The following is a 20997-nucleotide window of genomic DNA, read 5'->3' as shown; positions in this document are numbered from 1 at the left end:
ATGGGTGAGGAGTATTCCTCCAAACGGGCTGGCCATGGATGGCCAGCACCGATCCTGCAAGCGGAGCAGGATGCGAGAGCGCTGCAGGGCGCCGGGAGCTACAGGGACGTATTCATGCGTGTCCTCGCCGGATGACTCTGAGCCCCGAGCCAGCGCTCGCTCGGAGCCACAGCCCATCACTCTTTGGCCGCCAGATACTCATCCTTCAATTTGACGTAATTGCCAGCGGTATAGGGAAAGAAGGCGCGCTCCTTGTCCTTGATCGGGCGCAGCGCCTTGGCCGGGTTGCCGGCATAGACGTGGCCACCCTCCAGGCGTTTGCCCGGCGGCACCACGGCGCCGGCGGCGATGATCACCTCGTCCTCGACCACCACGCCGTCCATGACGATGGCGCCCATGCCCACCAGGATGCGATTGCCCAGGGTGCAGCCGTGCAGGATCGCCTTGTGGCCGACGGTGACATCGTCGCCGACGGTCAGCGGGAAGCCGTCGGGATTGAAGTCGCTGGCATGGGTGATGTGCAGCACGCTGCCGTCCTGGATGCTCACCCGCTGACCGATGCGGATGCGGTGCATGTCGCCGCGGATCACCGCCATCGGCCACACCGAGCAGTCGTCGCCCAGCACCACGTCGCCCAGCACCATGCAGGCCGGGTCGATGTAGACGCGTTCGCCCAGCTGCGGGCTCGTGCCCTTCCAGGGCCTCAGGGTCTTGGCTTCGCTCATCACACGCCTCCCGTCGTCAGATCAGTCCGGAGATCAATACTACCAGCGTCAGCGGAATCGACACCCAGCGCACTGTGGTGCGCCACACGCGAAAGCCGGTGGGCCCGGCGTCCAGGGCCCGCAGTGCTTCCACCTCGGGCAGCACCCAGGCGGCGAACACCGCGATCAGCGCGCCGCCGACCGGCAGGAAGATCTCCGGCGGCACCGTGGTCACCAGCTCGAAGACGTTCATGCCGAACAGCACATGGACGTCGGCCAGCGTCGAGAACGACAGCACCGACAGCAGGCCGACCAGCCATACCGTCACCCCCACCACGGCGGCGGCCTGTCCGCGACCGAGCCCCCAGCCCTGAAGCGTGGCCACCATCGGCTCGGCGAGGTTGATCGACGAGGTCCAGGTGGCCAGCAGCAGCAGCAGGAAGAACAGCGACAGCCAGAAGGCGCCGAACGGCAGGTCGGCGAAGGCCACCGGCAGGGTCACGAACATCAGCCCCGGGCCCTCGGCCGGGTCCATGCCCTGGGCGAACACCACCGAGAAGATGGCGATGCCGGCCAGCAGGGCGACGGTCACGTCCAGCACCGCGACCCCGGCCGCCGCCCGCGGCAGGCTCTGGTGGTCCGGCATGTAGGCACCGTAGGCCATCAGCGCGCAGGCGCCCACTGCCAGCGTGAAGAAGGCATGGCCCATGGCATGGATCATCACCATGGGCGTCATCGCCGACAGGTCCGGCGTGAACAGCCAGGCCAGCGCCGGGCCGAAGCCGCTGGTGGTGGCAGCGTGGCCGGCCAGCACCAGCAGCAGCAGGTAGAGCAGCGGCATCAGCATGTTGTTGAGCCGCTCCAGCCCCTTGGTCACCCCGGCGGCCACCACCAGCATGGTCATCACCAGAAACAGGGTGTGGTTGAAGGTCATGCGGGCGGGATCGGCGAGGAAGGCATCGAAACCGGCACCGATGCTGGCGGCGTCCTGGCCGACGAAGTCGCCGTTGATCGACGAGACGAGGAACTCGATGGACCAGCCCGAGACCACCGAGTAGAAGGACAGAATGCAGAACACCGTGAAGGCGCCGAACAGCCCCAGCCACCGCCAGTGGCGGCTGTGTCCGGCCTGGGTCGCCAGGTGGCTGAGCGACTGCATCGGGCTTCTACGCCCGGCGCGGCCGATCAGGATCTCGGCCATCATCACCGGCAGCCCCAGCAGCAGCACGAAGGCCACGTAGAGCAGCAGGAAGGCGGCGCCGCCGTTCTCCCCGGTGATATAGGGAAAGCGCCAGATGTTGCCCAGCCCCACCGCGGCCCCGGTCACCGCCAGGATGAAGGCGCGGCGGCTGCTCCAGCGCTCCAGGGTCTCGTTCATCGCCTCGTCTCCGGCCTGAAGTTGCAAAGGGCGCCAAGCCTAGCACATTGAAACCCGGCCCGGCCGCCCGCATCTAAGCGCTGTCACTCCTTTGCATCCCGAGGTGCGCATGTCCACGAACCCCCTGCTCGACGCCCACACCCTGCCGCCCTTCGCCGAGATCCGCCCCGAGCACGTGGTGCCGGCCATCGAGACGCTGCTGGCGGAGAACCGCGAGGCCATCGAGGCCCTGGTGGCCAGGGCCGAGCGGGAAACGCCGACCTGGGAGACCCTGGCCGCGCCGCTGGAGGCGCTGAACGACCGCCTGTCCCGGGCCTGGTCGCCGGTCTCGCACCTCAACGGCACCATGAACAACGAGGCGCTGCGCCAGGCCTACGAGACCAGCCTTGGCCTGCTCTCCGACTACAGCACCTGGCTCGGCCAGCACGAGGGGCTGTTCCGCGCCTGGCAGGCGCTCAAGGACGGCCCGGCCTGGGCCGCGCTCGACGAAGGCCAGCGCCGCACCGTGGACAACGCCCTGCGCGACTTCCGCCTGGCCGGCGTCGACCTGCCGCCCGAACAGAAGCGCCGCTACGGCGAGATCCAGTCGCGGCTGTCGAGCCTCGCCAACACCTTCTCCAACCAGCTGCTGGACGCCACCCAGGCCTGGCATCTGGACCTGCCGGACGCCACCCGGCTGGCCGGCCTGCCCGAGAGCGCCCTGGCCACGCTGGCGGCCAACGCCGAGGCCAAGGGCCGCGAGGGCTACCGCATCACGTTGGACTTCCCCAGCTTCCTGCCGGTGATGACCCACGCCGACGACCGCGAGCTGCGTCGCGAGGTCTACACCGCCTTCGTCACCCGCGCCTCCGACGAGGGGCCCAACGCCGGCGAGTTCGACAACGCCCCGGTGATGGAAGAGACCCTGGCGCTGCGCCGCGAGCTGGCCGAGCTGCTGGGCTTCGCCACCTATGCCGACTACTCGCTGGCCACCAAGATGGCCGAGTCGCCCGAGCAGGTGATCGGCTTCCTCGAGGACCTCGCCGAGCGCGCCGTGCCCCAGGCCCGCGAGGAATTCGACGAGCTGGCCGCCTTCGCCCGCGATGAGCTGGGCCTGGCCGCCCTCGAGCCCTGGGACGTGGGCTACGCCAGCGAGAAGCTGCGCGAGGCGCGCTTCGCCATCTCCCAGGAGCAGCTGCGCCCCTACTTCCCCGCGCCGCGGGTGGTCGACGGCCTGTTCCAGGTGGTCGAGCGGCTCTACGGCGTGACCTTCGAGGAAGACGAGGACGCCCCGCGCTACCATCCCGACGTGCGCTACTTCCGCATCCTCGATGACGGCGCGCCGATCGCGGGCTTCTACCTCGACCTCTACGCCCGCGAGGGCAAGCGCGGCGGCGCCTGGATGGACGAGTGCCGGGTGCGGCGCCTGGAAGGCGATGCGCTGCAGCTGCCGGTGGCCTACCTGACCTGCAACTTCACCCGCCCGGTGGGCGACAAGCCGGCGCTGCTGACCCACGACGAGGTCACCACCCTGTTCCACGAGTTCGGCCACGGCCTGCACCACATGCTGACCCGCCAGACCGTCGCCGACATCTCCGGCATCAACGGCGTGGCCTGGGACGCGGTGGAGCTGCCCAGCCAGTTCATGGAGAACTACTGCTGGGAGCGCGAGGGCCTCGATCTGATCGCCGGCCACGTCGACACCGGCGAGCCGCTGCCGGCGGAACTGTTCGACAAGCTGCTGGCGGCCAAGAACTTCCAGTCGGCCATGGGCATGGCGCGCCAGCTCGAGTTCTCGCTGTTCGACTTCCGCCTGCACCGCGAGGCCGCCGCGCCCTCCGCCGCCGACATCCAGGCGCTGCTCGACGAGGTGCGCGACGCCGTCTCGGTGGTGCCGCGCTCGGCCTTCAACCGCTTCCAGAACGGCTTCGGCCACATCTTCGCCGGCGGCTATGCGGCGGGCTACTACAGCTACAAGTGGGCCGAGGTGCTGTCCGCCGACGCCTGGAGCGCCTTCGAGGAGGCCGGCATCTTCGACCCCGAGACCGGCCGTCGCTTCCGCACCGAGATCCTCGAGCGCGGCGGCTCCCGCGACGCCGCGGCGCTGTTCCGCGCCTTCCGCGGCCGCGAGCCCAGCGTCGAGCCGCTGCTGCGTCACAGCGGCATCCGGGCGGCCTGATCAAGCGACCCGAGACAGCCGCCTGACCGACGTCATCGACACGGCGCGCCGGCCCACCCCGGCGCGCCGTGTCGGTTAGAATGACGGCACGACGTGCCGTGACACGCCACATTCATCGATTCCCAGGAGGCCTCATGGCCACCCAGAAACGCTTTATCGCCGGCGCCATCTGCCCGCGCTGCGCCGAGATGGATCGCATCCGCAGCTGGGAGCAGCACGGTATCCGCTACCGCGAGTGCGTGAGCTGCGACTTCTTCGAGCAGCTGCCCATCGAGGAGCAGGCGATGCCCGAGCTCGAGACCCGGGTCAACCGCGAGCCGAGCGAGCCGCAGGCCGACGACCTGCAGACCGTGAAGATCCTCGATCCCAAGGGCTGAGCCACCCGTGTTCGCCGCGGCCCGACCGCTGATCCCGCCCCGCCGGGTGCTCGAGGCGCTCGGCCTGGCCGCGGCCGCCGCCCTGCTGGTGGCACGCGTCGACCTGGCCACCCTGGCCGCCGGCCTCGGCGTCTTCCTGTGGGGCATGACCCATCTCGAGGACGCCATCAAGCGCCTCTCCGGCGGCACCCTCGACCGCTGGCTGCACGACGCCACCCGCGGCCCGCTGCGAGCCATCGGCGTCGGCGCGCTGACCACCGCCCTGGTCCAGTCCAGCTCGCTGGTCACCCTGCTGGCGATGTCCTTCGTCGGCGCGGGGCTGGTCGCTCTGCCCGGCGCCATCGCCCTGATCTTCGGCGCCAATCTCGGCACCACCACCGGCGCCTGGCTGATCGCCGCCTTCGGCCTCAAGATCGACCTGGCCAGCTACGCCATGCCGCTGCTGGCGCTGGGGCTGATCGGCGGGCGGGTGCTGCAGGGCGCCCGCGCCGGAATCGCCACCCTGCTGCTCGGCGTGGGGCTGCTGTTTCTCGGCATCGACTTCATGAAGCTGGGCTTCGAGGCCTGGCAGGACGGCCTGTCGCTGGACGGCCTGGCCGGCGATCACATCTGGCACTGGCCGCTGTTCGTGCTGTTCGGCGTGGTCGCCACCGTGGTGATGCAGTCGAGCCACGCCACGCTGCTGATCATCCTCACCGCGCTGGCCTCGGGGCAGCTGCCCTACCTGCCGGCGCTGGCCATCGCCATCGGCGCCAACGTCGGCACCACCGTGACCGCCCTGATGGGCGCCCTGGGCGCGGGCAGCGCCGGGCGCCGGCTGGCCGGCGCCCATGTGATCTTCAACCTGATCACCGCCTGCGTGGCCCTGGCCCTGCTGCTGCCGCTGGCCTGGCTGGTCGACGCCCTGGCCGGCCTGTTCGGCATCGCCGCGGACGACTGGACGCTGAAGCTGGCACTCTTCCACACCCTGTTCAACGGCCTCGGCATCCTGCTGATGCTGCCCTGGATTTCCCGCCTGGCCGGGTGGCTGGAGCGCTGGATGCCGGATCCCGCGCGCCAGGACCCGGCCCAGGCCCGCTACCTGGACGACACCGCCCTGGAGCACGCCGACACCGCCGTGGCGGCCATGGAACAGGAAGCGCGGCGCCTGGAGCGGCGCGCCTATCACCTGCTGTGCGCGGCGATCCTGATGCCCAGCGCCGAGGTCATCGGCCACCCGCCGGACCGCGAGGCGGCCCGGGCCGCCATCGATCCCGACGACTGGCCCTCGGTCAACGCCCGCTACCACGCCCGCATCAAGCCACTGCTGGCGGATATCCTCGACTTCTACGCCCGCATCGACGTACCGCTCACCGAGGCGCAGGAAGCACGCCTGAACGCCCTCTACGAGCGCAGCCTGCGGCTGGTCGAGGCGGTGCGCTTCGGCGAAGTGCTGCAGCGCAGCCTGCTGCGCCACGCCGCCCCCGACAGCCCGCTGCGCGAGGCCCACGACGACCTGCGCATGGCGGTGGCCGAGGGCCTCAACCGCCTGGCCAACGCCCCGGACAGCGCCCAGGCCGGCAGCGGGCTGGAAGAGACCCGCCGCCACTGGCAGCACGAGCTGGCCGAGCGACTGCGCCGGCAGCGGCTCGACGCCTGGCAGGCCTCCTCGCTGATGAACGACCTGCATCAGGCCAGCCGCCTGCTGGAGGCACTGAGCCCGCCGGACGCCGCCGACTGAACCTGTGCGGAATTCCGCACATGGCGAGCCACCCCATGTGCGGATTCCCGGAACATCCCCATCCAGGCGACTTCGACCTTTGTCGAAACACTCTTTTTTAACTCCATGAAATAAAGAAACTTTTCCCGTTGTGGAACGGCCCTTGCTGCTGCATGGGCGTCGCAAGCCGGCCCGAGCACTCTCCGCTCGGACCGACCACAATGAACAATCCCGACGGGAGAAACGCCATGTCCACCACCACCCGGATCCTCACCGGCACCCTGGCCGGCGCCATGCTGGTCGCCGGCAGCGCCCAGGCCGATCGCAGCGAATGGCCGGAGAGCTTCACCGTGGGCACCGCCAGCCAGGGCGGCACCTACTTCGTCTACGGCTCCGGCTGGGCCAACATGATCGCCGACGAGCTGGGCCTCTCCGGCGGCGGCGAAGTGACCGGCGGCCCCAACCAGAACCTGGCGCTGGTGCACACCGGTGACCTGGCCCTGGGCCTGACCACCATGGGTCCGGCCGCCGAGGCGAAGGCCGGCCAGAGCCCGCTGGCTCCCGGCGTGCCGATGGACAACGTCTGCGCACTGTTCCCGATGTACGAGACCCCGTTCTCCATCACCACCCTGGCCGACAGCGGCATCGAGTCGATCTCCGACATCCCCGACGGCGCCACCATCGGCTTCGGCCCGGCGGCCTCCACGTCCGACACCTACTTCCCCAAGATCCTCGAGGAACTGGGCGTGGACTTCGAGCGCCGCAACGGCGGCTGGAACGACCTCGGCGGCCAGCTGCAGGACGGCCTGATCGACGTCATCGCCTTCGCCGCGGGCATCCCGGTGCCGGCGGTCAGCCAGCTCGAGGTGCAGACCGACGTCAACATCATCGAGTTCACCGACGAAGAGCAGCAGCAGATCGTCGACGCCTTCCCGGTCTCGCCGTTCCAGATCCCGGCCAGCACCTACCAGACCCTCGAGGAAGACGCTCAGGCGGTCTCCATGTGGAACTTCACCATCGGTGGCTGTGACCTGCCCGAGGACTTCGTCTACGAGATCACCAAGCTGAGCCTGGAAAACAACGACCGCATGCGCGACATCCACCGCAGCGCCCAGTTCAGCGTGCCGGAGAACATCCAGTACAACACCGTGCTGCCGTTCCACCCGGGCGCCGTGCGCTGGTACGAGGAAAACGGCTACGAGATCCCGGAAGACCAGAAGCTCTGATCCACTGACCGTTCCGCGCCCCCGCGCCATCCCGGCGCGGGGGCGTCCGTCGCATCATCGCCTGTTCCCCGAGGGTGACTCCCATGTCCCAGCATCCCGATCCCCGTCACGCCGAGCGTGACGACGAGGAGGTCACTCCCGTCGTCGCCGAGGGCGTCGACGACGATGCGGTGGAATCCAACCGCCGCCTCTACACCGGTTGGCAGTGGCTGCTATTCGCCGCCATTGCCATCGCCTACTCCAGTTTCCATCTGATCTCGCTGAACCTCTATCCGATGGAGACCTGGTCGTTCCGCATCGTGCACATCTGCGGCGCGCTGATCCTCGGCTACGGCCTCTATGCCGGCACCCGCTTCGCCGACGAAGGCCGTGCCCGCTCGCCCGCCTGGCTGGGCTGGCTGAGCTATGCGCTGCTGATTCCCGCGGGCTACGCGCTGTTCCAGGTGTTCATGATGCAGAGCGCCATGAACGACGGCGCCATGCGCATCGCCCCCGAGGTCGAGGCCTTCCACTACGGCTACCCGCTGATGCTGGCCACCGCCGCCGCCATCGTGCTGTCGTGGAGCTTCCGCCAGTATCGCAACCGCCTGTCGCCGGCCGACCTGGTGCTGATGGTCTGCGCCGTGGCCAGCGCCGGCTACCTGCTGGTGATGTTCAACAGCCCGCTGCGCGCCTCCACCGGCACGCCCTTCGCGCCCATGGGCATCTCCTACGCGGCGATCGCCGGCGCGGCGCTGATCCTCGAGCTGACCCGCCGCGTGGCCGGCCTGGCGCTGGTGATCATCGCCTCCATCTTCCTGATCTACGTGTTCGCCGGCCCCTACCTGCCGGGCTTCCTCGGCTATCCGGGCCTCTCGGTGGGCCGCTTCTTCAGCCAGGTCTACACCGACGCCGGCGTGCTCGGGCCGACCACCGCGGTGTCCTCGACCTACATCATCCTGTTCATCATCTTCGCCGCCTTCCTGCAGGCCTCGAAGGTCGGCGACTACTTCGTCAACTTCGCCTTCGCCGCCGCCGGCCGCGCCCGCGGCGGCCCGGCCAAGGTGTCGATCTTCGCCTCCGGCCTGATGGGCATGATCAACGGCACCAGCGCCGGCAACGTGGTCTCCACCGGCTCGCTGACCATCCCGCTGATGAAGAAGGTGGGCTACCCCGGCCGCAGCGCCGGCGCCATCGAGGCCGCCGCCTCCACCGGCGGGCAGATCATGCCGCCGATCATGGGCGCGGGCGCCTTCATCATGGCCGAGGTCACCGGCATCCCGTACACCGAGATCGCCGTGGCCGCGCTGATCCCGGCCATCCTCTACTTCCTGTCGATCTACTGCATGGTCGACTTCGAGGCCGCCCGCAAGGGCATGCGCGGCATGCGCAAGGACGAGATCCCGCTGTTCTCGAAGCTGGTCAAGCAGGTCTACCTGTTCGCGCCGATCATCATCCTGATCGCCGCGCTGTTCATGGGCTACTCGGTGATCCGCGCCGGCACCCTGGCCACCGCCTCGGCCGCCATGGTGAGCTGGATCTCGCCCTACAAGATGGGCCCCCGCGCCATCCTCAAGGCCCTGCAGCTGGCCGGCACCATGGCCATCCAGATCATCGCCGTGTGCGCCTGCGCCGGCCTGATCGTCGGCGTCATCGCCCTGACCGGCGTCGGCGCACGCTTCTCCTCGCTGCTGCTCGGCCTGGCCGGCGTCAGCCAGCTGCTGGCACTGTTCTTCGCCATGTGCATCTCGATCCTGCTGGGCATGGGCATGCCGACCACGGCCGCCTACGCGGTGGCCGCCTCGGTGGTCGCCCCCGGCCTGATCGAGATCGGCATCCAGCCGCTGGTAGCGCACTTCTTCGTGTTCTACTTCGCGGTGGTCTCGGCGATCACTCCACCGGTGGCGCTGGCCTCCTACGCGGCGGCAGGCATCTCCGGGGACAACGCCATGGGCACCTCGGTGGCCTCGTTCAAGATCGGCCTGGCCGCCTTCATCGTGCCGTTCATGTTCTTCTACAGCCCGGCGATGCTGATGGAAGGCTCCTGGCTGCAGATCCTGCGGGTCGGCGTGACCGCCACTCTCGGCATCGTGCTGCTGTCGGCCACCGTGCAGTCCTGGTTCTTCGGCCCGGTGAAGCAGTGGCAGCGGCTGGTGATGCTGGTCGGCGCGCTGTGCATGATCTACGGCGGCATCGTCACCGACGTGGCGGGACTGGCCATCGGCGCGGCCCTGCTGCTGATGCAGCGAGGCCGTCACGGCGGCGGCACGCCCCGCACGGCGACGTCGAGCTGACGCGATCGCCATCGCCGAAGCATGGATGCAGAAAGGGCCCGCCATTGGCGGGCCCTTTTGCGTTGTCCGCGTCACCGGGCACGGGCTCCAGCCGATACGGCTCGCGGCCTATTCAGGAGACAGATGTGTTCGGGAGACGGACCGTCGATGCGCCGGCTTCCCACGAGCCGGAAAACAAAAGGCACTGCCATCGCTGGCAGGGCCCTTCTTACGTCACGCTGCGCCATCGGCTCAGCCGCAGATGTTGTCCGCCACCCGCAGCGAGGGCTCGGCCTGGCTCAGGCCGAGATAGAAAGGGAAGTGCAGCCGGGGCTGCCCTTGGGCTCAGCCGCAGATGTTGTCCACCACCCGCAGCGAGGGCTCGGCCTGGTTCAGCGTGTAGAAGTGCAGCCCCGGCGCGCCGCCGTCGAGCAGGCGCTGGCTCAGGCGTGAGATCACGTCCTCGCCGAAGGCGGCGATGGACTCGCTGTCGTCGCCGTAGGCCTCGAGCTGCTTGCGGATCCAGCGCGGAATCTCGGCGCCGCAGGCATCGGAGAAGCGTGCCAGCTTGGTGTAGTTGGTGATCGGCATGATACCGGGCACGATCGGCGCCTCGACGCCCAGGGCGCGGGCCCGTTCGACGAAGCGGAAATAGGCGTCGGCGTTGAAGAAGTACTGGGTGATGGCGAGGTTCGCCCCGGCCTTCATCTTGCGCGCGAAGTTCTCCACGTCGCGGTCGGCGTTCGGCGCCTGAGGATGGGTCTCCGGATAGGCGGCCACGGCGATGTTGAAGTGGTCGCCGGTCTCCTCGCGGATGAACTCGACCAGTTCGTTGGCATAGCGCAGCTCGCCGATGCCGCCCATGCCGGAGGGCAGGTCGCCGCGCAGGGCCACCAGGCTGTCGATGCCTTCCTCGCGATACTGGGCCAGCAGGTCGCGCAGGGCCGCCTTCTCGCTGCCGATGCAGGACAGGTGCGGCGCGGTGGTGAAGCCGGACTCGCGCACCATGCGCACGGTGTCGGTGGTGCGATGCTGGGTGGAGCCGCCGGCGCCGTAGGTGACGGAGAAGAAGCGCGGGCCGCGGGTGGCCAGGGCATCCCGGGTCTGCATCAGCTTGTCACGCCCGGCCTCGGTGTTCGGCGGGAAGAATTCGAAGCTGATACCCAGCGGGTGCTCTTGTGCGCTCATCGATCCAGTCCTCTTGATGGAGCGGTGAAGGAGCCGCGTCGGCGACGGGCGGCGGATGAATGCGCCTATTGTGGACAGCCGGCGGCGCGCCGACCAATGAAAGTTTCGTCGGTCCTGTATCGATTTCTTTCATGTAGAGCCCGGGTTCCTCATGACTGAGACTCCAGATACCCGCCGCGGCCGCCTGACAGTCCTGCCTCGAACAGGCATCATGAGGCCTCGCTCGACAAGGAAGACGACGACGCATGAGCCTCGATCCCGATACCCTAATGGGCCCGCTGTGGACGCTGCTGGCCTTCGTCGGCCTGGGCTGGCTGGCGGCCCGGCGGCTGGCCGTCGATCCCCGCCCCATCGCTACCCTGCTGATCTACCTGATCGCCCCGCTGACCTTCTTCCGCGGGCTGATCCTCGGCGGGCCGACCCCGGCCTACCTGCTGATCACCGCCTCGCTGTTCGCCGCCGCCTGCCTGGTGGCACTGCTGGTCAGCGCGGTGGCCCGGCGCGCCCTGCCCGGCGAGGAAGGCGCGGTGCTGGCCTTCTCCGCCGGCACCGGCAACACCGGCTACTTCGGCCTGCCGGTGGCGCTGGTGCTGCTGCCGCCGGAGGGCGTGACGCTGTACCTGTTCGGCGTGCTGGGCGTGACCCTCTACGAGTTCACTCTGGGCTTCTATCTCAGCGCCCGGGGTCGCTTCTCGGTGCGCGACAGCCTGGCCAAGATCCTGCGCCTGCCGCTGATCTACGCCTTCCTGGCGGCGCTGCTGGTGGAGGGCGCCGACCTCGAGGTGCCGAACGCGGTGATGGAGGGGCTCGAGGTCTTCCCGCCCGCCTATACCCTGCTCGGCATGATGATCATCGGCATGACGCTGGGGCGGGTCTCGATACGCCAGTTCGACTGGCGCTTCATCGGCGCCTGCGTGGCGGTGCGCTACGTCTTCTGGCCGCTGCTGGCGCTGGGCGCGGTACTGGCCCTGCAGGCCACGACCGGCCTGTCGCCCGCACTGGCCACGGCGCTGCTGCTGATCGGCGTGGTGCCGATGGCCGCCAACGTGGTGGTGGTCGCCATGGAGCTCGGCATGGCCCCGGAGAAGGGCGCCCTGGCCGTGCTGCTCACCACCCTCGCCGCCCCGCTGCTGATCCCGCTCTACCTCGGCTGGATGCTGCCGCTGATCAGCGGCTGATCGCGCTCGGGCCAGCCGCGCCTCACGGCACCCGGGCGGCGCCGACCAGATCCGCGTCCTCGGGCACGGCCGGGGCGTCGACGAGCGGCTCGCGCTCGATCAGCTCGCCCCGCCAGTCGATCAGCCGCAGGGCGCCGTCCGGGGTCTCGAGCAGCGCGGTGCAATGCTCGACCCAGTCGCCGTCGTTGCAGTAGAGCACGCCGTCCCGGGCGCGGAAGCCGGCCTTGTGGATGTGGCCGCCGACGTAGCCGTCGAGCCCCTCCCGGGCCGCCTGATGCAGGGCGGCCTGCTCGAACTGGGCGACGTAGCGCTGGGCCGCGCCGACCCGGCGCTTCAGCGCGCTGGCCAGCGACCAGTACGGCAGCCCCAGCACGCCCCGGGCACGGTTGCACCAGCGGTTGAGCGCCAGCACGAACTGGTGCATGCCGTCGCCCAGCGCCAGCATCCAGGGCGCGATGCGCACGTGGGTGTCGAACTCGTCGCCGTGGCTGACCAACAGCCGCCGGCCGTCGGCGGTGACGTGGATCGCCCGGCGCTCGATCTGCACCCGATGGACGCGCAACCCACACAGCCGGCGCAGGGCGGCGTCGTGATTGCCGGGGATATAGATGATCTCGCAGCCGCCGCGGGCCAGCCGCAGCAGCCTGGCCACCAGCCGCTGCTGGGCCGGCGGCAGCACCGCCCGCTTCTGCATGGCGATCAGGTCGACGATGTCGCCGACCAGATAGAGCCGCTCCGGCCGCACCCGGCGCAGCAGGCTGGCCAGCAGCTCGGCCTGGCAGTCCCGGGTACCGAGATGGATGTCGGACACGAAGAGGGTTCGCGCGCGTGGGGGCGTCGACATGGGCATTCTCCTGACGTGACCCGGTCAGGATGCCCGCCGCGCATGACAGTCCCCGGGCGACGAGGTGACGATCCCATGTCGCGGGAAGCTGGAAGACAGCATGAACCCGCCATCATGGGGTCAAGAGTCTTCTTCAAGCTTCCAGCTTAAGCCCGCGAAGCGGGCGTTCTTCCAGCTCCGGTCGAAGCCAGACCTAGTAGCGATACCCATCGGGCTTGAACGGACCCTCGGGCGCGACGCCGGTGTACTCGGCCTGGGCCTCGCTCAGGCGGGTGACCACGCCGCCGAAGCCTTCCACCATGTAGCGGGCGACTTCCTCGTCCAGGTGGCGCGGCAGCACCGAGACGGTGAGTGCTGCGCGCCGCTCGGCCTCGTCGCGCTCGGCGAAGCGCCCCTCATAGAGGTGGATCTGCGCCAGCACCTGGTTGGCGAAGGAGCCGTCCATCACCCGCGACGGGTGGCCGGTGGCGTTGCCGAGGTTCACCAGCCGCCCCTCCGAGAGCAGGATCAGGTAGTCGCGGCTGTCCGGGTCGTATTCGCCGGGATCGCTGTCGCGGTAGACCTTGTGGACCTGCGGCTTGACCTCCTCCCAGTGCCACTGGCGGCGCATGTAGGCGGTGTCGATCTCGCTGTCGAAGTGGCCGATGTTGCACACCACCGCGCCGGGCTTGAGGGTCTTGAGCATGGCCGCGTCGCAGGCGTCGATGTTGCCGGTGGCGGTCACCACCAGGTCGATGCGCGACAGCAGCGCGCGGTCGATGCTAGGCATGCCCTCGTTGACGCCGCCCGAGTAGGGCGAGACCACCTCGAAGCCGTCCATGCAGGCCTGCATGGCGCACAGCGGGTCGATCTCGCTGACCTTCACGATCATGCCTTCCTGGCGCAGCGAGGCCGCCGAGCCCTTGCCCACGTCGCCGTAGCCGACCACCAGCGCCTGCTTGCCGGCCAGCAGGTGGTCGGTGGCGCGCTTGATGGCATCGCTCAGCGAGTGGCGGCAGCCGTACTTGTTGTCGTTCTTGGACTTGGTCACGGCGTCGTTGACGTTGATCGCCGGCACCCGCAGCGAGCCGTCCCGGGCCATCTCCAGCAGCCGGTGCACGCCGGTGGTGGTCTCCTCGCTGATGCCGTGGACCGCGTCGAGCAACTCGGGGCGCTTGTCGTGCAGCAGCGCGGTGAGATCGCCGCCGTCGTCGAGCACCAGGTTGGGCGCCCAGCCGTCGGGGCCCTTCACGGTCTGCTCGATGCACCACCAGAACTCCTCTTCCGTCTCGCCCTTCCAGGCGAACACCGGGATGCCGGCGGCGGCGATGGCCGCGGCGGCGTGATCCTGGGTGGAGAAGATGTTGCACGACGACCAGCGCACCGTGGCACCGAGGTCGATCAGGGTCTCGATCAGCACCGCGGTCTGGATGGTCATGTGGATGCAGCCGGCGATGCGCGCACCGGCCAGGGGCTGGCGGTCGCGGTACTTGTCGCGGATCGCCATCAGCGCCGGCATCTCGGTCTCGGCGATGCGGATCTCGCGCCGGCCCCAGTCGGCCAGTTCGAGGTCGGCCACCTTGTGGTCCGTGGTCGGCGGGGCGGATACGACGGGCTGGTTCATGGGTCACCTCTTCTCGACGAAAAGCGTGACTCTCACTATAGGCAGCCCGCCGAGCGGCGGACAATCAACGCTGCGCGGGGAGGACGCTCGCGGCGCCCGAGAAACCATCGATGCCGGCCGCCTCGAGCCGGGCCGCCAGCGTTCGTACCTGTGGGTCGGCGAAGAAGGCCGCGAGCGCCTCGGCCCGCACCGGTCCCACGCCGGGCAGGCCTCGCCAGTCACGTTCGCGTCGAGACGCCAGGGTCGTCCAGCCCGTGGTGTCCCCCGCGTCCCAGCCGGGCGGCGGCCCGAGGGCCTCGAGCCAGGCGGCGAACGGCCGTGCCCGGGTCGCCGCGAAGCGCTCGGCCAGCCGCCGGGCTCGGGTCTCGCCGATGCCGGAGGCGCCCTCAAGGGTGGCGGGCGATAGCGCCAGCCAGTCGAGCAGATCCCGCACCAGGCCGGCCTCGAGCAGGGCGCGCCAGGTGCCCGGCCCGAGCCCGGGGATGGACAGCGCCGATCCGCCGGAGAGCCAGGTCAGCCGTTCGAGGAACTGGCCCTCGCAGCCCGGCGTCGGGTGCCAGCAGGAAAGCGGGCCATGGTCATCGGCGGACGGCGGCGAGAGGTCGGGCCGCTCGACCGCCCGCCAGGCCACGCCGTCCAGCCGCGGGATCGTCAGCCCGGCCAGGGCCACGACCACGCGATCGCCGGGGCGAATATCGAGTGTCTCCCAGCGTTCGAGCGAGCCCGCCGACACCCGGCTCACGCGGCGTCCGTCGAGGGTGACCGGCACCAGGTGCAGCAGTGGCGTGATGCGCCCGGTGCGGCCGACGCGGAACTCGACGCCGCGCACCTCGGCCAGCGCCTCCCGGGGCGGATATTTCCAGGCCGCGGCCCAGTCCGGCGGCTCGGCTCGCCAGCGCTCGCCGTCCGGCCGACGGCCCTGCTTGAGCACCACGCCGTCGGTGGCGAAGGGCAGCGCACCGCGATAGCGACGATCGCGCAGGCGCTTCACCTCCTCAAACGCCGCCACGGGGCGGCTCCAGCGCGCCGTCTCGGGGAAGCCCATGGCGGCGAGGCCCTCGAGGCGCTCGCCCATGGTCGCCGGCCCGTCGGGCCAGGCCCACACGAACAGGCCGATCTCGCCGGCCGTGGTCGCATCGAGCTCTTCCCTCGCCAGCCAGCCCGCCACCTCGCTGCGCGCGCCCGCGCTTCCCGTCTCCGCCTGAACGTGGCCGTCGAGGCGCCGGTAGAGCTCGCCCTGCAGCACCACGCGGGCCGGCGGCGTGCCCGTCAGCCGCTCGGGCACCGCGGGCAAGCGCCGTACTTGCCGCGTCCAGTCCTGGCCGCTTTCGCCGTCGCCGCGGCTGATCGCCCGGGCCAGCCGGCCGTCCTCGTAGACCAGCGTCACCGCCACGCCATCCACCTTGGGCTGCAGCCAGGCATCGTCACGTCGCGCCAGCCAGGCGCGCACGGCGTCTTCATCCGCGAGCTTGGCAAGCCCGGTCTGGGCGACGGGATGGGCGAGCTCGCCGGCCGGGCCGGTGTCGGGTGCCGGCGCATCGGGGGCCTGCTCGGGAAAGCAGCGGCGCCAGGCGTCGAAACGCGCTCGGGCCTGATCATAGACGGCGTCGCTTACCGGCGAGCTACCGTCGCGGCGATAGGCGGCGTTCCAGGCGCTCAGGCGGTCGTGCAATGCGCTGAGCTCGCGCTCGGCCCGGGGCGTCGACCAGCTCGGACAGTCGGCGAGCAGCGGCAACGACCACAGGCAGAGGAGAAGCAGGGAAAGACGGCGCGGCATGGCGGGCACTCCGGAGGGCCTGCCTCAACCCTAGCAAAGGGCCCCGCCCGGCGATGTGCCGGACGGGGCCCCGAGTCACCCGGAGGCGAGGTCGCTTACAGGCCGGCGGCGTCGCGCAGCGCCTGGGCGCGGTCCGTCTTCTCCCAGGGGAAGGCGGTGAAGGTCTCGGTGTGCTCCTCGCCCTGGGTGTCGGTCCAGGTGTAGGAGGTCTCGAACGGCTCGCGGCCGAAATGGCCGTAGGCCGCGGTCAGGCGATACATCGGGTGCAGCAGGTCGAGCATCCTGGTGATGGCATTGGGCCGCAGATCGAAGTGCTCGCGGACCAGCTCGATGATGCGCTCGTCGCTGATGCGGCCGGTACCGAAGGTGTTGACCGACACCGAGGTCGGCTCGGCCACGCCGATGGCGTAGGAGACCTGGATCTCGCAGCGCTCGGCCAGGCCCGCGGCGACGATGTTCTTGGCCACGTAGCGGCCGGCGTAGGCGGCGCTGCGGTCGACCTTGGACGGATCCTTGCCGGAGAAGGCGCCGCCGCCGTGGCGGGCCATGCCGCCGTAGGTGTCGACGATGATCTTGCGCCCGGTCAGGCCGCAGTCGCCCACCGGGCCGCCGATCACGAACTTGCCGGTCGGGTTGATGTGGTACTCGGTGGTCTCGGTCAGCCACTCGGCCGGGATCACCTGCTCGATGATCTCGCGCTTGACCATCTTGCGCAGGTCGTCCTGGTCGATCTCCGGGTCGTGCTGGGTGGAGAGCACCACGGCGTCGACGGCGCAGGGCTTGCCGTGCTCGTCGTAGCGGAAGGTCAGCTGGCTCTTGGCGTCCGGACGCAGCCACGGCAGCATGCCGTTGCGGCGCAGCTCGGCCTGGCGCTCCACCAGACGGTGCGAGTAGTGGATCGGCGCCGGCATGTAGGAGTCGGTCTCGTCGGTGGCGTAGCCGAACATTAGGCCCTGGTCACCGGCGCCCTGGTCCTCGGGCTTGCTGCGGTCGACGCCCTGGGCGATGTCGACGCTCTGCTTGCCGATCAGGTTGAGCACGCCGCAGGTCTCGCCGTCGAAGCCGACGTCGGAGGAGGTATAGCCGATGTCGAGGATCACCCGGCGCACCAGGTCCTCCAGGTCGACCCAGGCCGAGGTGGTGATCTCGCCGGCGACGATGGCCACGCCGGTCTTGACCATGGTCTCGCAAGCCACGCGGGCGTTGCGGTCGCGGGCGATGATGGCGTCGAGCACCGCGTCGGAGATCTGATCCGCGATCTTGTCCGGGTGCCCCTCGGAGACGGATTCGGAGGTAAACAGGGAGTATTCGCTCATGGCGTCCTCGGCCCTCAGGAAATGGGAGGAAGGCATCTGGCCCCAAGGCTCGGGCGGTGGCATGGCGCCGAGGCCCGGGCGGACCGGCTGGGAGCGGATTTTACACGCTCGCCGCGGGGCTTCCTAGCGCCGCTCCGACGCCGGGGCCGCCAGGCGCGCACGCTGGCGCGGCGATTTGAAGGCCGCGGCCCATTCGGCGACAATGTTCGCCCTGATTCGTGCGTGCCGCCCCATTTCGCGGCACATTCCAGCCGAGATCCATGCCCGGCCACCCCCGACCGGGCTGCGTCATTGCTACTTATCTGCCGCAGGCGAGGAGCTGACCCCCATGCCGTCCCGTTTCGAACTGGCCAATGCCATTCGCGCCCTGTCCATGGACGCCGTCCAGAAGGCCAATTCCGGCCACCCCGGCGCCCCCATGGGCATGGCCGACATCGCCGAGGTGCTGTGGAACGACTACCTCCAGCACAACCCGGCCGACCCGCACTGGCCGGACCGCGACCGCTTCGTGCTGTCCAACGGCCACGGCTCCATGCTGCTCTATTCCCTGCTGCACCTCTCCGGCTACGAGCTCGGCCTGGAACAGCTGCAGAACTTCCGCCAGCTGCACGCCAAGACCGCCGGCCACCCGGAATACGGCTACGCGCCGGGCGTCGAGACCACCACCGGCCCGCTGGGCCAAGGCCTGGCCAACGCCGTGGGCATGGCGCTCGCCGAGCGCACCCTGGCGGCCCAGTTCAACCGCCCGGGCCACGAGATCGTCGACCACTACACCTACTGCTTCCTGGGTGACGGCTGCCTGATGGAAGGCGTCTCCCACGAGGTCAGCTCGCTGGCCGGCACCCAGCAGCTGGGCAAGCTGATCGCCTTCTACGACGACAACGGCATCTCCATCGACGGCGAGGTCGAGGGCTGGTTCACCGACGACACCGCCAAGCGCTTCGAGGCCTACGGCTGGCACGTGGTGCCCGCCGTCGATGGCCACAAGCCCGAGGAGATCAAGGCCGCCATCGAGCTGGCCCGCCAGCACGACGACAAGCCGAGCCTGATCGTCTGCAAGACCATCATCGGCTTCGGCGCGCCCAACAAGCAGGGCAAGGAAGAGTGCCACGGCGCCGCCCTGGGCGAGGACGAGGTCGCCGCGGCCCGTCAGCAGCTGGGCTGGTCCCACGCGCCCTTCCACGTGCCGGAAGACATCTACCAGGGCTGGGACGCCAACGAGGCCGGCAGCACCCGCCAGGCCGAGTGGCAGACGCGCTTCGACCGCTACGCCGAGGCCCACCCGGAGCTGGCCCGCGAGTTCCTGCGCCGCCAGAAGGGCGAGCTGCCCGCCGAGCTGACCAGCGAGGCGATGATCAAGCAGGCCCAGGAAAAGGGCGACTCCGTCGCCAGCCGCAAGGCCTCGCTGGCCTGCCTCAACGAGCTCGGCCCGCAGCTGCCCGAACTGCTCGGCGGCAGCGCCGACCTGGCGCCGTCCAACCTGACCTTCTGGAAGGGCGCCGAGGCGATCTCCACCGACGTGCCGGGCGGCAACTACCTGCACTACGGCGTGCGCGAGTTCGGCATGGGCGCGATCATGAACGGCCTGGCCCTGCACGGCGGCTTCGTGCCCTACGGCGCCACCTTCCTGATCTTCATGGAATACATGCGCAATGCCGTGCGCATGGCGGCGCTGATGGGCCAGCGCGCGGCCTATGTCTTCACCCACGACTCCATCGGCCTGGGCGAGGACGGCCCGACCCACCAGCCGGTCGAGCAGCTGACCAGCCTGCGCACCACGCCGAATCTCTCCACCTGGCGCCCCTGCGACGCCGTGGAGACCGCCGCGGCCTGGAACGCGGCCATCAAGCGTCAGGCCGGCCCGACCGCGCTGGTGCTGTCCCGCCAGGGCCTGCCGCACCAGCAGCGCGACACCCAGCAGCTGGCCGACATCCAGCGCGGCGGCTACGTGCTCAAGGACTGCGACGGTACCCCGGAGCTGATCCTGATCGCCACCGGCTCCGAGGTCGGCCTGGCCATGGACGCCGCCGCCGTGCTCGCCGAGCAGGGCCGCGCGGTGCGCGTGGTGTCGATGCCGTCCACCGACGTCTTCGACGCCCAGGACGCCGCCTACCGCCAGGCCGTGCTGCCGGCCGAAGTGGGCAACCGCATCGCCGTCGAGGCCGGTCATCGCGACTTCTGGTACAAGTACGTGGGTCTCGAGGGCCGCATCGTCGGCATGAGCACCTTCGGCGAGTCCGCCCCGGCCGGCGACCTGTTCAAGCACTTCGGCTTCACCGTGGAAAACGTGGTGGGCGAGGCCGAGCAGCTGCTGGACGATGCCGACGACGACTGATCGCAACACTCTCTGCGACATCGAGAAGGCACGGCTCACGCCGTGCCTTTTTTGTGGACGCCACGCCTTGGCGCGCCCCGCGCGAGCCCCTATGATGAAGCCTCGGCCATGTCCCATGGCCACTGTTCTCAGGGCGGGGTGAAAGTCCCCACCGGCGGTGATGGTCCCGCGCGCCTCGTTCGATACGAGCCTGCCAGCGACACGAGCCCGCGAGCGCCCGGCCGGCCAACACGGTTGCCGGGGTCAGCAGATTCGGTGAGATCCCGAAGCCGACGGTCACAGTCCGGATGAAAGAGAACGGCACCCCAGCCGGGAAGGCGCGGACGCGCGGTCGATGCCGCACGCCCCGTTTATCCGTCGACGGTTCCGCATGCCCTGATTCTGGTAGCTTTTTCGAGGAAGACCATGAATCAGTCGAAGTTCGAACACGCCCCCCGCATCGCCTTCATCCAGGCCAGCTGGCACAGCGACATCGTCGGCCAGGCCCGCGAGGCCTTCACCGCCACCCTCGCCGAGCAGCACGGCATCGCGGCCGACCGCATCGACGTTGTCAGCGTCGCCGGCGCCTACGAGATCCCGCTGCAGGCCAAGCTGCTGGCGAAAAGCGGCCGCTATGACGCCATCGTCGGCGCCGGCTTCGTGGTCGACGGCGGCATCTACCGCCACGACTTCGTCGCCCACGCGGTGATCGACGGCATGATGCGCGTCCAGCTGGACACCGAGGTGCCGGTGCTGTCGGTGGTGCTCACGCCCCACCACTTCCACGAGCACGCCACCCACACGGCCTTCTACCACGAACACTTCGTGACCAAGGGCCGCGAGGCCGCCGACTCCTGCGCCATGACGCTTGCCAACCTGCGCGAGGCGCGCAAGCTGATCGACGCCTGAGCCATGTCTGGCGCCCGCTCGGCGAGGTGACAACGAAAAAGGCACGGCTTATGCCGTGCCTTTTTCGTTGTGCC

The 20997-nt window shown here is 69.7% G+C and carries 15 protein-coding genes and 1 riboswitch; of the genes, 8 read left to right on the top strand and 7 right to left on the bottom strand.

All coding sequences use genetic code 11. From position 1 onward, the window contains the following. Window positions 1-176 precede the first annotated feature (176 nt). Entirely contained in the window at window positions 177-725 is a 549-nt protein-coding gene (locus tag QWG60_RS01300) for a gamma carbonic anhydrase family protein (RefSeq protein WP_146909613.1), read from the bottom strand. A gap of 16 nt (window positions 726-741) precedes the next feature. Further along, window positions 742-2082: a sodium-dependent transporter gene (locus tag QWG60_RS01295; protein WP_035597138.1), complete on the bottom strand. Its 1341-nt coding sequence runs from the start codon at window positions 2080-2082 to the stop codon at window positions 742-744. A gap of 109 nt (window positions 2083-2191) precedes the next feature. Here QWG60_RS01295 and prlC point away from each other — a divergent pair, with 109 nt between their 5' ends. From prlC to QWG60_RS01270, 5 genes are all read left to right on the top strand, one after another. Then, window positions 2192-4240: an oligopeptidase A gene (gene prlC, locus QWG60_RS01290; RefSeq protein ID WP_146909615.1), complete on the top strand. Its 2049-nt coding sequence runs from the start codon at window positions 2192-2194 to the stop codon at window positions 4238-4240. Between the two features lie 134 nt (window positions 4241-4374). Continuing rightward, entirely contained in the window at window positions 4375-4617 is a 243-nt protein-coding gene (locus QWG60_RS01285) for a YheV family putative zinc ribbon protein (protein WP_035597144.1), read from the top strand. Between the two features lie 7 nt (window positions 4618-4624). Then, window positions 4625-6337: a Na/Pi cotransporter family protein gene (locus QWG60_RS01280; protein WP_146909618.1), complete on the top strand. Its 1713-nt coding sequence runs from the start codon at window positions 4625-4627 to the stop codon at window positions 6335-6337. A 227-nt stretch (window positions 6338-6564) separates the two neighbouring features. Then, window positions 6565-7542 (top strand): TAXI family TRAP transporter solute-binding subunit, encoded by a 978-nt coding sequence (locus QWG60_RS01275; protein ID WP_146909620.1) that lies wholly within the window; start codon window positions 6565-6567, stop codon window positions 7540-7542. Window positions 7543-7625: 83 nt separating this feature from the next. Beyond that, window positions 7626-9815, top strand: coding sequence for a TRAP transporter permease (locus QWG60_RS01270; RefSeq protein WP_146909622.1), 2190 nt, complete (start codon window positions 7626-7628; stop codon window positions 9813-9815). 324 nt (window positions 9816-10139) lie between these two features. On the opposite strand, the gene metF is transcribed toward QWG60_RS01270, so the two are convergent. Further along, window positions 10140-10982, bottom strand: coding sequence for a methylenetetrahydrofolate reductase [NAD(P)H] (metF, locus tag QWG60_RS01265; protein ID WP_046078467.1), 843 nt, complete (start codon window positions 10980-10982; stop codon window positions 10140-10142). A gap of 245 nt (window positions 10983-11227) precedes the next feature. Between metF and QWG60_RS01260 the strand changes: the two genes are divergently transcribed. Continuing rightward, window positions 11228-12160, top strand: coding sequence for an AEC family transporter (locus QWG60_RS01260; RefSeq protein WP_146909624.1), 933 nt, complete (start codon window positions 11228-11230; stop codon window positions 12158-12160). 22 nt (window positions 12161-12182) lie between these two features. Here the strand turns inward: QWG60_RS01260 and QWG60_RS01255 are convergent, their stop codons facing one another. The 4 genes from QWG60_RS01255 to metK all read right to left on the bottom strand — a co-directional run bounded on the left by QWG60_RS01255 (window position 12183) and on the right by metK (window position 17700). Then, a complete protein-coding gene (locus QWG60_RS01255) occupies window positions 12183-13004 on the bottom strand; it encodes a UDP-2,3-diacylglucosamine diphosphatase (RefSeq protein WP_046078469.1) in 822 nt (273 codons plus the stop codon). Window positions 13005-13197: 193 nt separating this feature from the next. Next, the gene (gene ahcY / locus QWG60_RS01250; RefSeq protein WP_146909626.1) at window positions 13198-14607 is read right to left on the bottom strand and encodes an adenosylhomocysteinase; all 1410 of its coding nucleotides are present in this window, start codon (window positions 14605-14607) and stop codon (window positions 13198-13200) included. A gap of 64 nt (window positions 14608-14671) precedes the next feature. After that, entirely contained in the window at window positions 14672-16384 is a 1713-nt protein-coding gene (gene ligB, locus QWG60_RS01245; protein WP_146909628.1) for an NAD-dependent DNA ligase LigB, read from the bottom strand. 95 nt (window positions 16385-16479) lie between these two features. Next, on the bottom strand, window positions 16480-17700 hold the full coding sequence (metK, locus tag QWG60_RS01240) for a methionine adenosyltransferase (protein WP_046078472.1): 1221 nt from the start codon (window positions 17698-17700) through the stop codon (window positions 16480-16482). 328 nt (window positions 17701-18028) lie between these two features. Here metK and tkt point away from each other — a divergent pair, with 328 nt between their 5' ends. Further along, window positions 18029-20035, top strand: coding sequence for a transketolase (gene tkt, locus QWG60_RS01235; RefSeq protein ID WP_146909630.1), 2007 nt, complete (start codon window positions 18029-18031; stop codon window positions 20033-20035). Window positions 20036-20155: 120 nt separating this feature from the next. Next, a riboswitch (FMN riboswitch) is annotated at window positions 20156-20338 on the top strand. 102 nt (window positions 20339-20440) lie between these two features. After that, window positions 20441-20923: a 6,7-dimethyl-8-ribityllumazine synthase gene (locus tag QWG60_RS01230; RefSeq protein WP_107181139.1), complete on the top strand. Its 483-nt coding sequence runs from the start codon at window positions 20441-20443 to the stop codon at window positions 20921-20923. The last annotated feature ends 74 nt before the right edge of the window (window positions 20924-20997 follow it).

Origin of the sequence: Halomonas halophila, from assembly GCF_030406665.1 — a bacterium.
In the GTDB taxonomy this organism is placed as follows: Bacteria; Pseudomonadota; Gammaproteobacteria; order Pseudomonadales; family Halomonadaceae; genus Halomonas; species Halomonas halophila.
Note: the sequence above shows the minus strand (reverse complement) of the source record. Positions and strands in the feature narration are given on the sequence as shown.

What these genes read in the sequence shown, in the direction of transcription:
- metF (WP_046078467.1), bottom strand. Translation starts at nt 10,982, where the DNA reads ATGAGCGCACAAGAGCACCCGCTGGGTATCAGCTTCGAATTCTTCCCG.
- ligB (WP_146909628.1), bottom strand. Translation starts at nt 16,384, where the DNA reads ATGCCGCGCCGTCTTTCCCTGCTTCTCCTCTGCCTGTGGTCGTTGCCG.
- metK (WP_046078472.1), bottom strand. Translation starts at nt 17,700, where the DNA reads ATGAGCGAATACTCCCTGTTTACCTCCGAATCCGTCTCCGAGGGGCAC.
- QWG60_RS01255 (WP_046078469.1), bottom strand. Translation starts at nt 13,004, where the DNA reads ATGTCGACGCCCCCACGCGCGCGAACCCTCTTCGTGTCCGACATCCAT.
- QWG60_RS01230 (WP_107181139.1), top strand. Translation starts at nt 20,441, where the DNA reads ATGAATCAGTCGAAGTTCGAACACGCCCCCCGCATCGCCTTCATCCAG.
- ahcY (WP_146909626.1), bottom strand. Translation starts at nt 14,607, where the DNA reads ATGAACCAGCCCGTCGTATCCGCCCCGCCGACCACGGACCACAAGGTG.
- QWG60_RS01260 (WP_146909624.1), top strand. Translation starts at nt 11,228, where the DNA reads ATGAGCCTCGATCCCGATACCCTAATGGGCCCGCTGTGGACGCTGCTG.
- prlC (WP_146909615.1), top strand. Translation starts at nt 2,192, where the DNA reads ATGTCCACGAACCCCCTGCTCGACGCCCACACCCTGCCGCCCTTCGCC.
- tkt (WP_146909630.1), top strand. Translation starts at nt 18,029, where the DNA reads ATGCCGTCCCGTTTCGAACTGGCCAATGCCATTCGCGCCCTGTCCATG.
- QWG60_RS01295 (WP_035597138.1), bottom strand. Translation starts at nt 2,082, where the DNA reads ATGAACGAGACCCTGGAGCGCTGGAGCAGCCGCCGCGCCTTCATCCTG.
- QWG60_RS01285 (WP_035597144.1), top strand. Translation starts at nt 4,375, where the DNA reads ATGGCCACCCAGAAACGCTTTATCGCCGGCGCCATCTGCCCGCGCTGC.
- QWG60_RS01300 (WP_146909613.1), bottom strand. Translation starts at nt 725, where the DNA reads ATGAGCGAAGCCAAGACCCTGAGGCCCTGGAAGGGCACGAGCCCGCAG.
- QWG60_RS01275 (WP_146909620.1), top strand. Translation starts at nt 6,565, where the DNA reads ATGTCCACCACCACCCGGATCCTCACCGGCACCCTGGCCGGCGCCATG.
- QWG60_RS01270 (WP_146909622.1), top strand. Translation starts at nt 7,626, where the DNA reads ATGTCCCAGCATCCCGATCCCCGTCACGCCGAGCGTGACGACGAGGAG.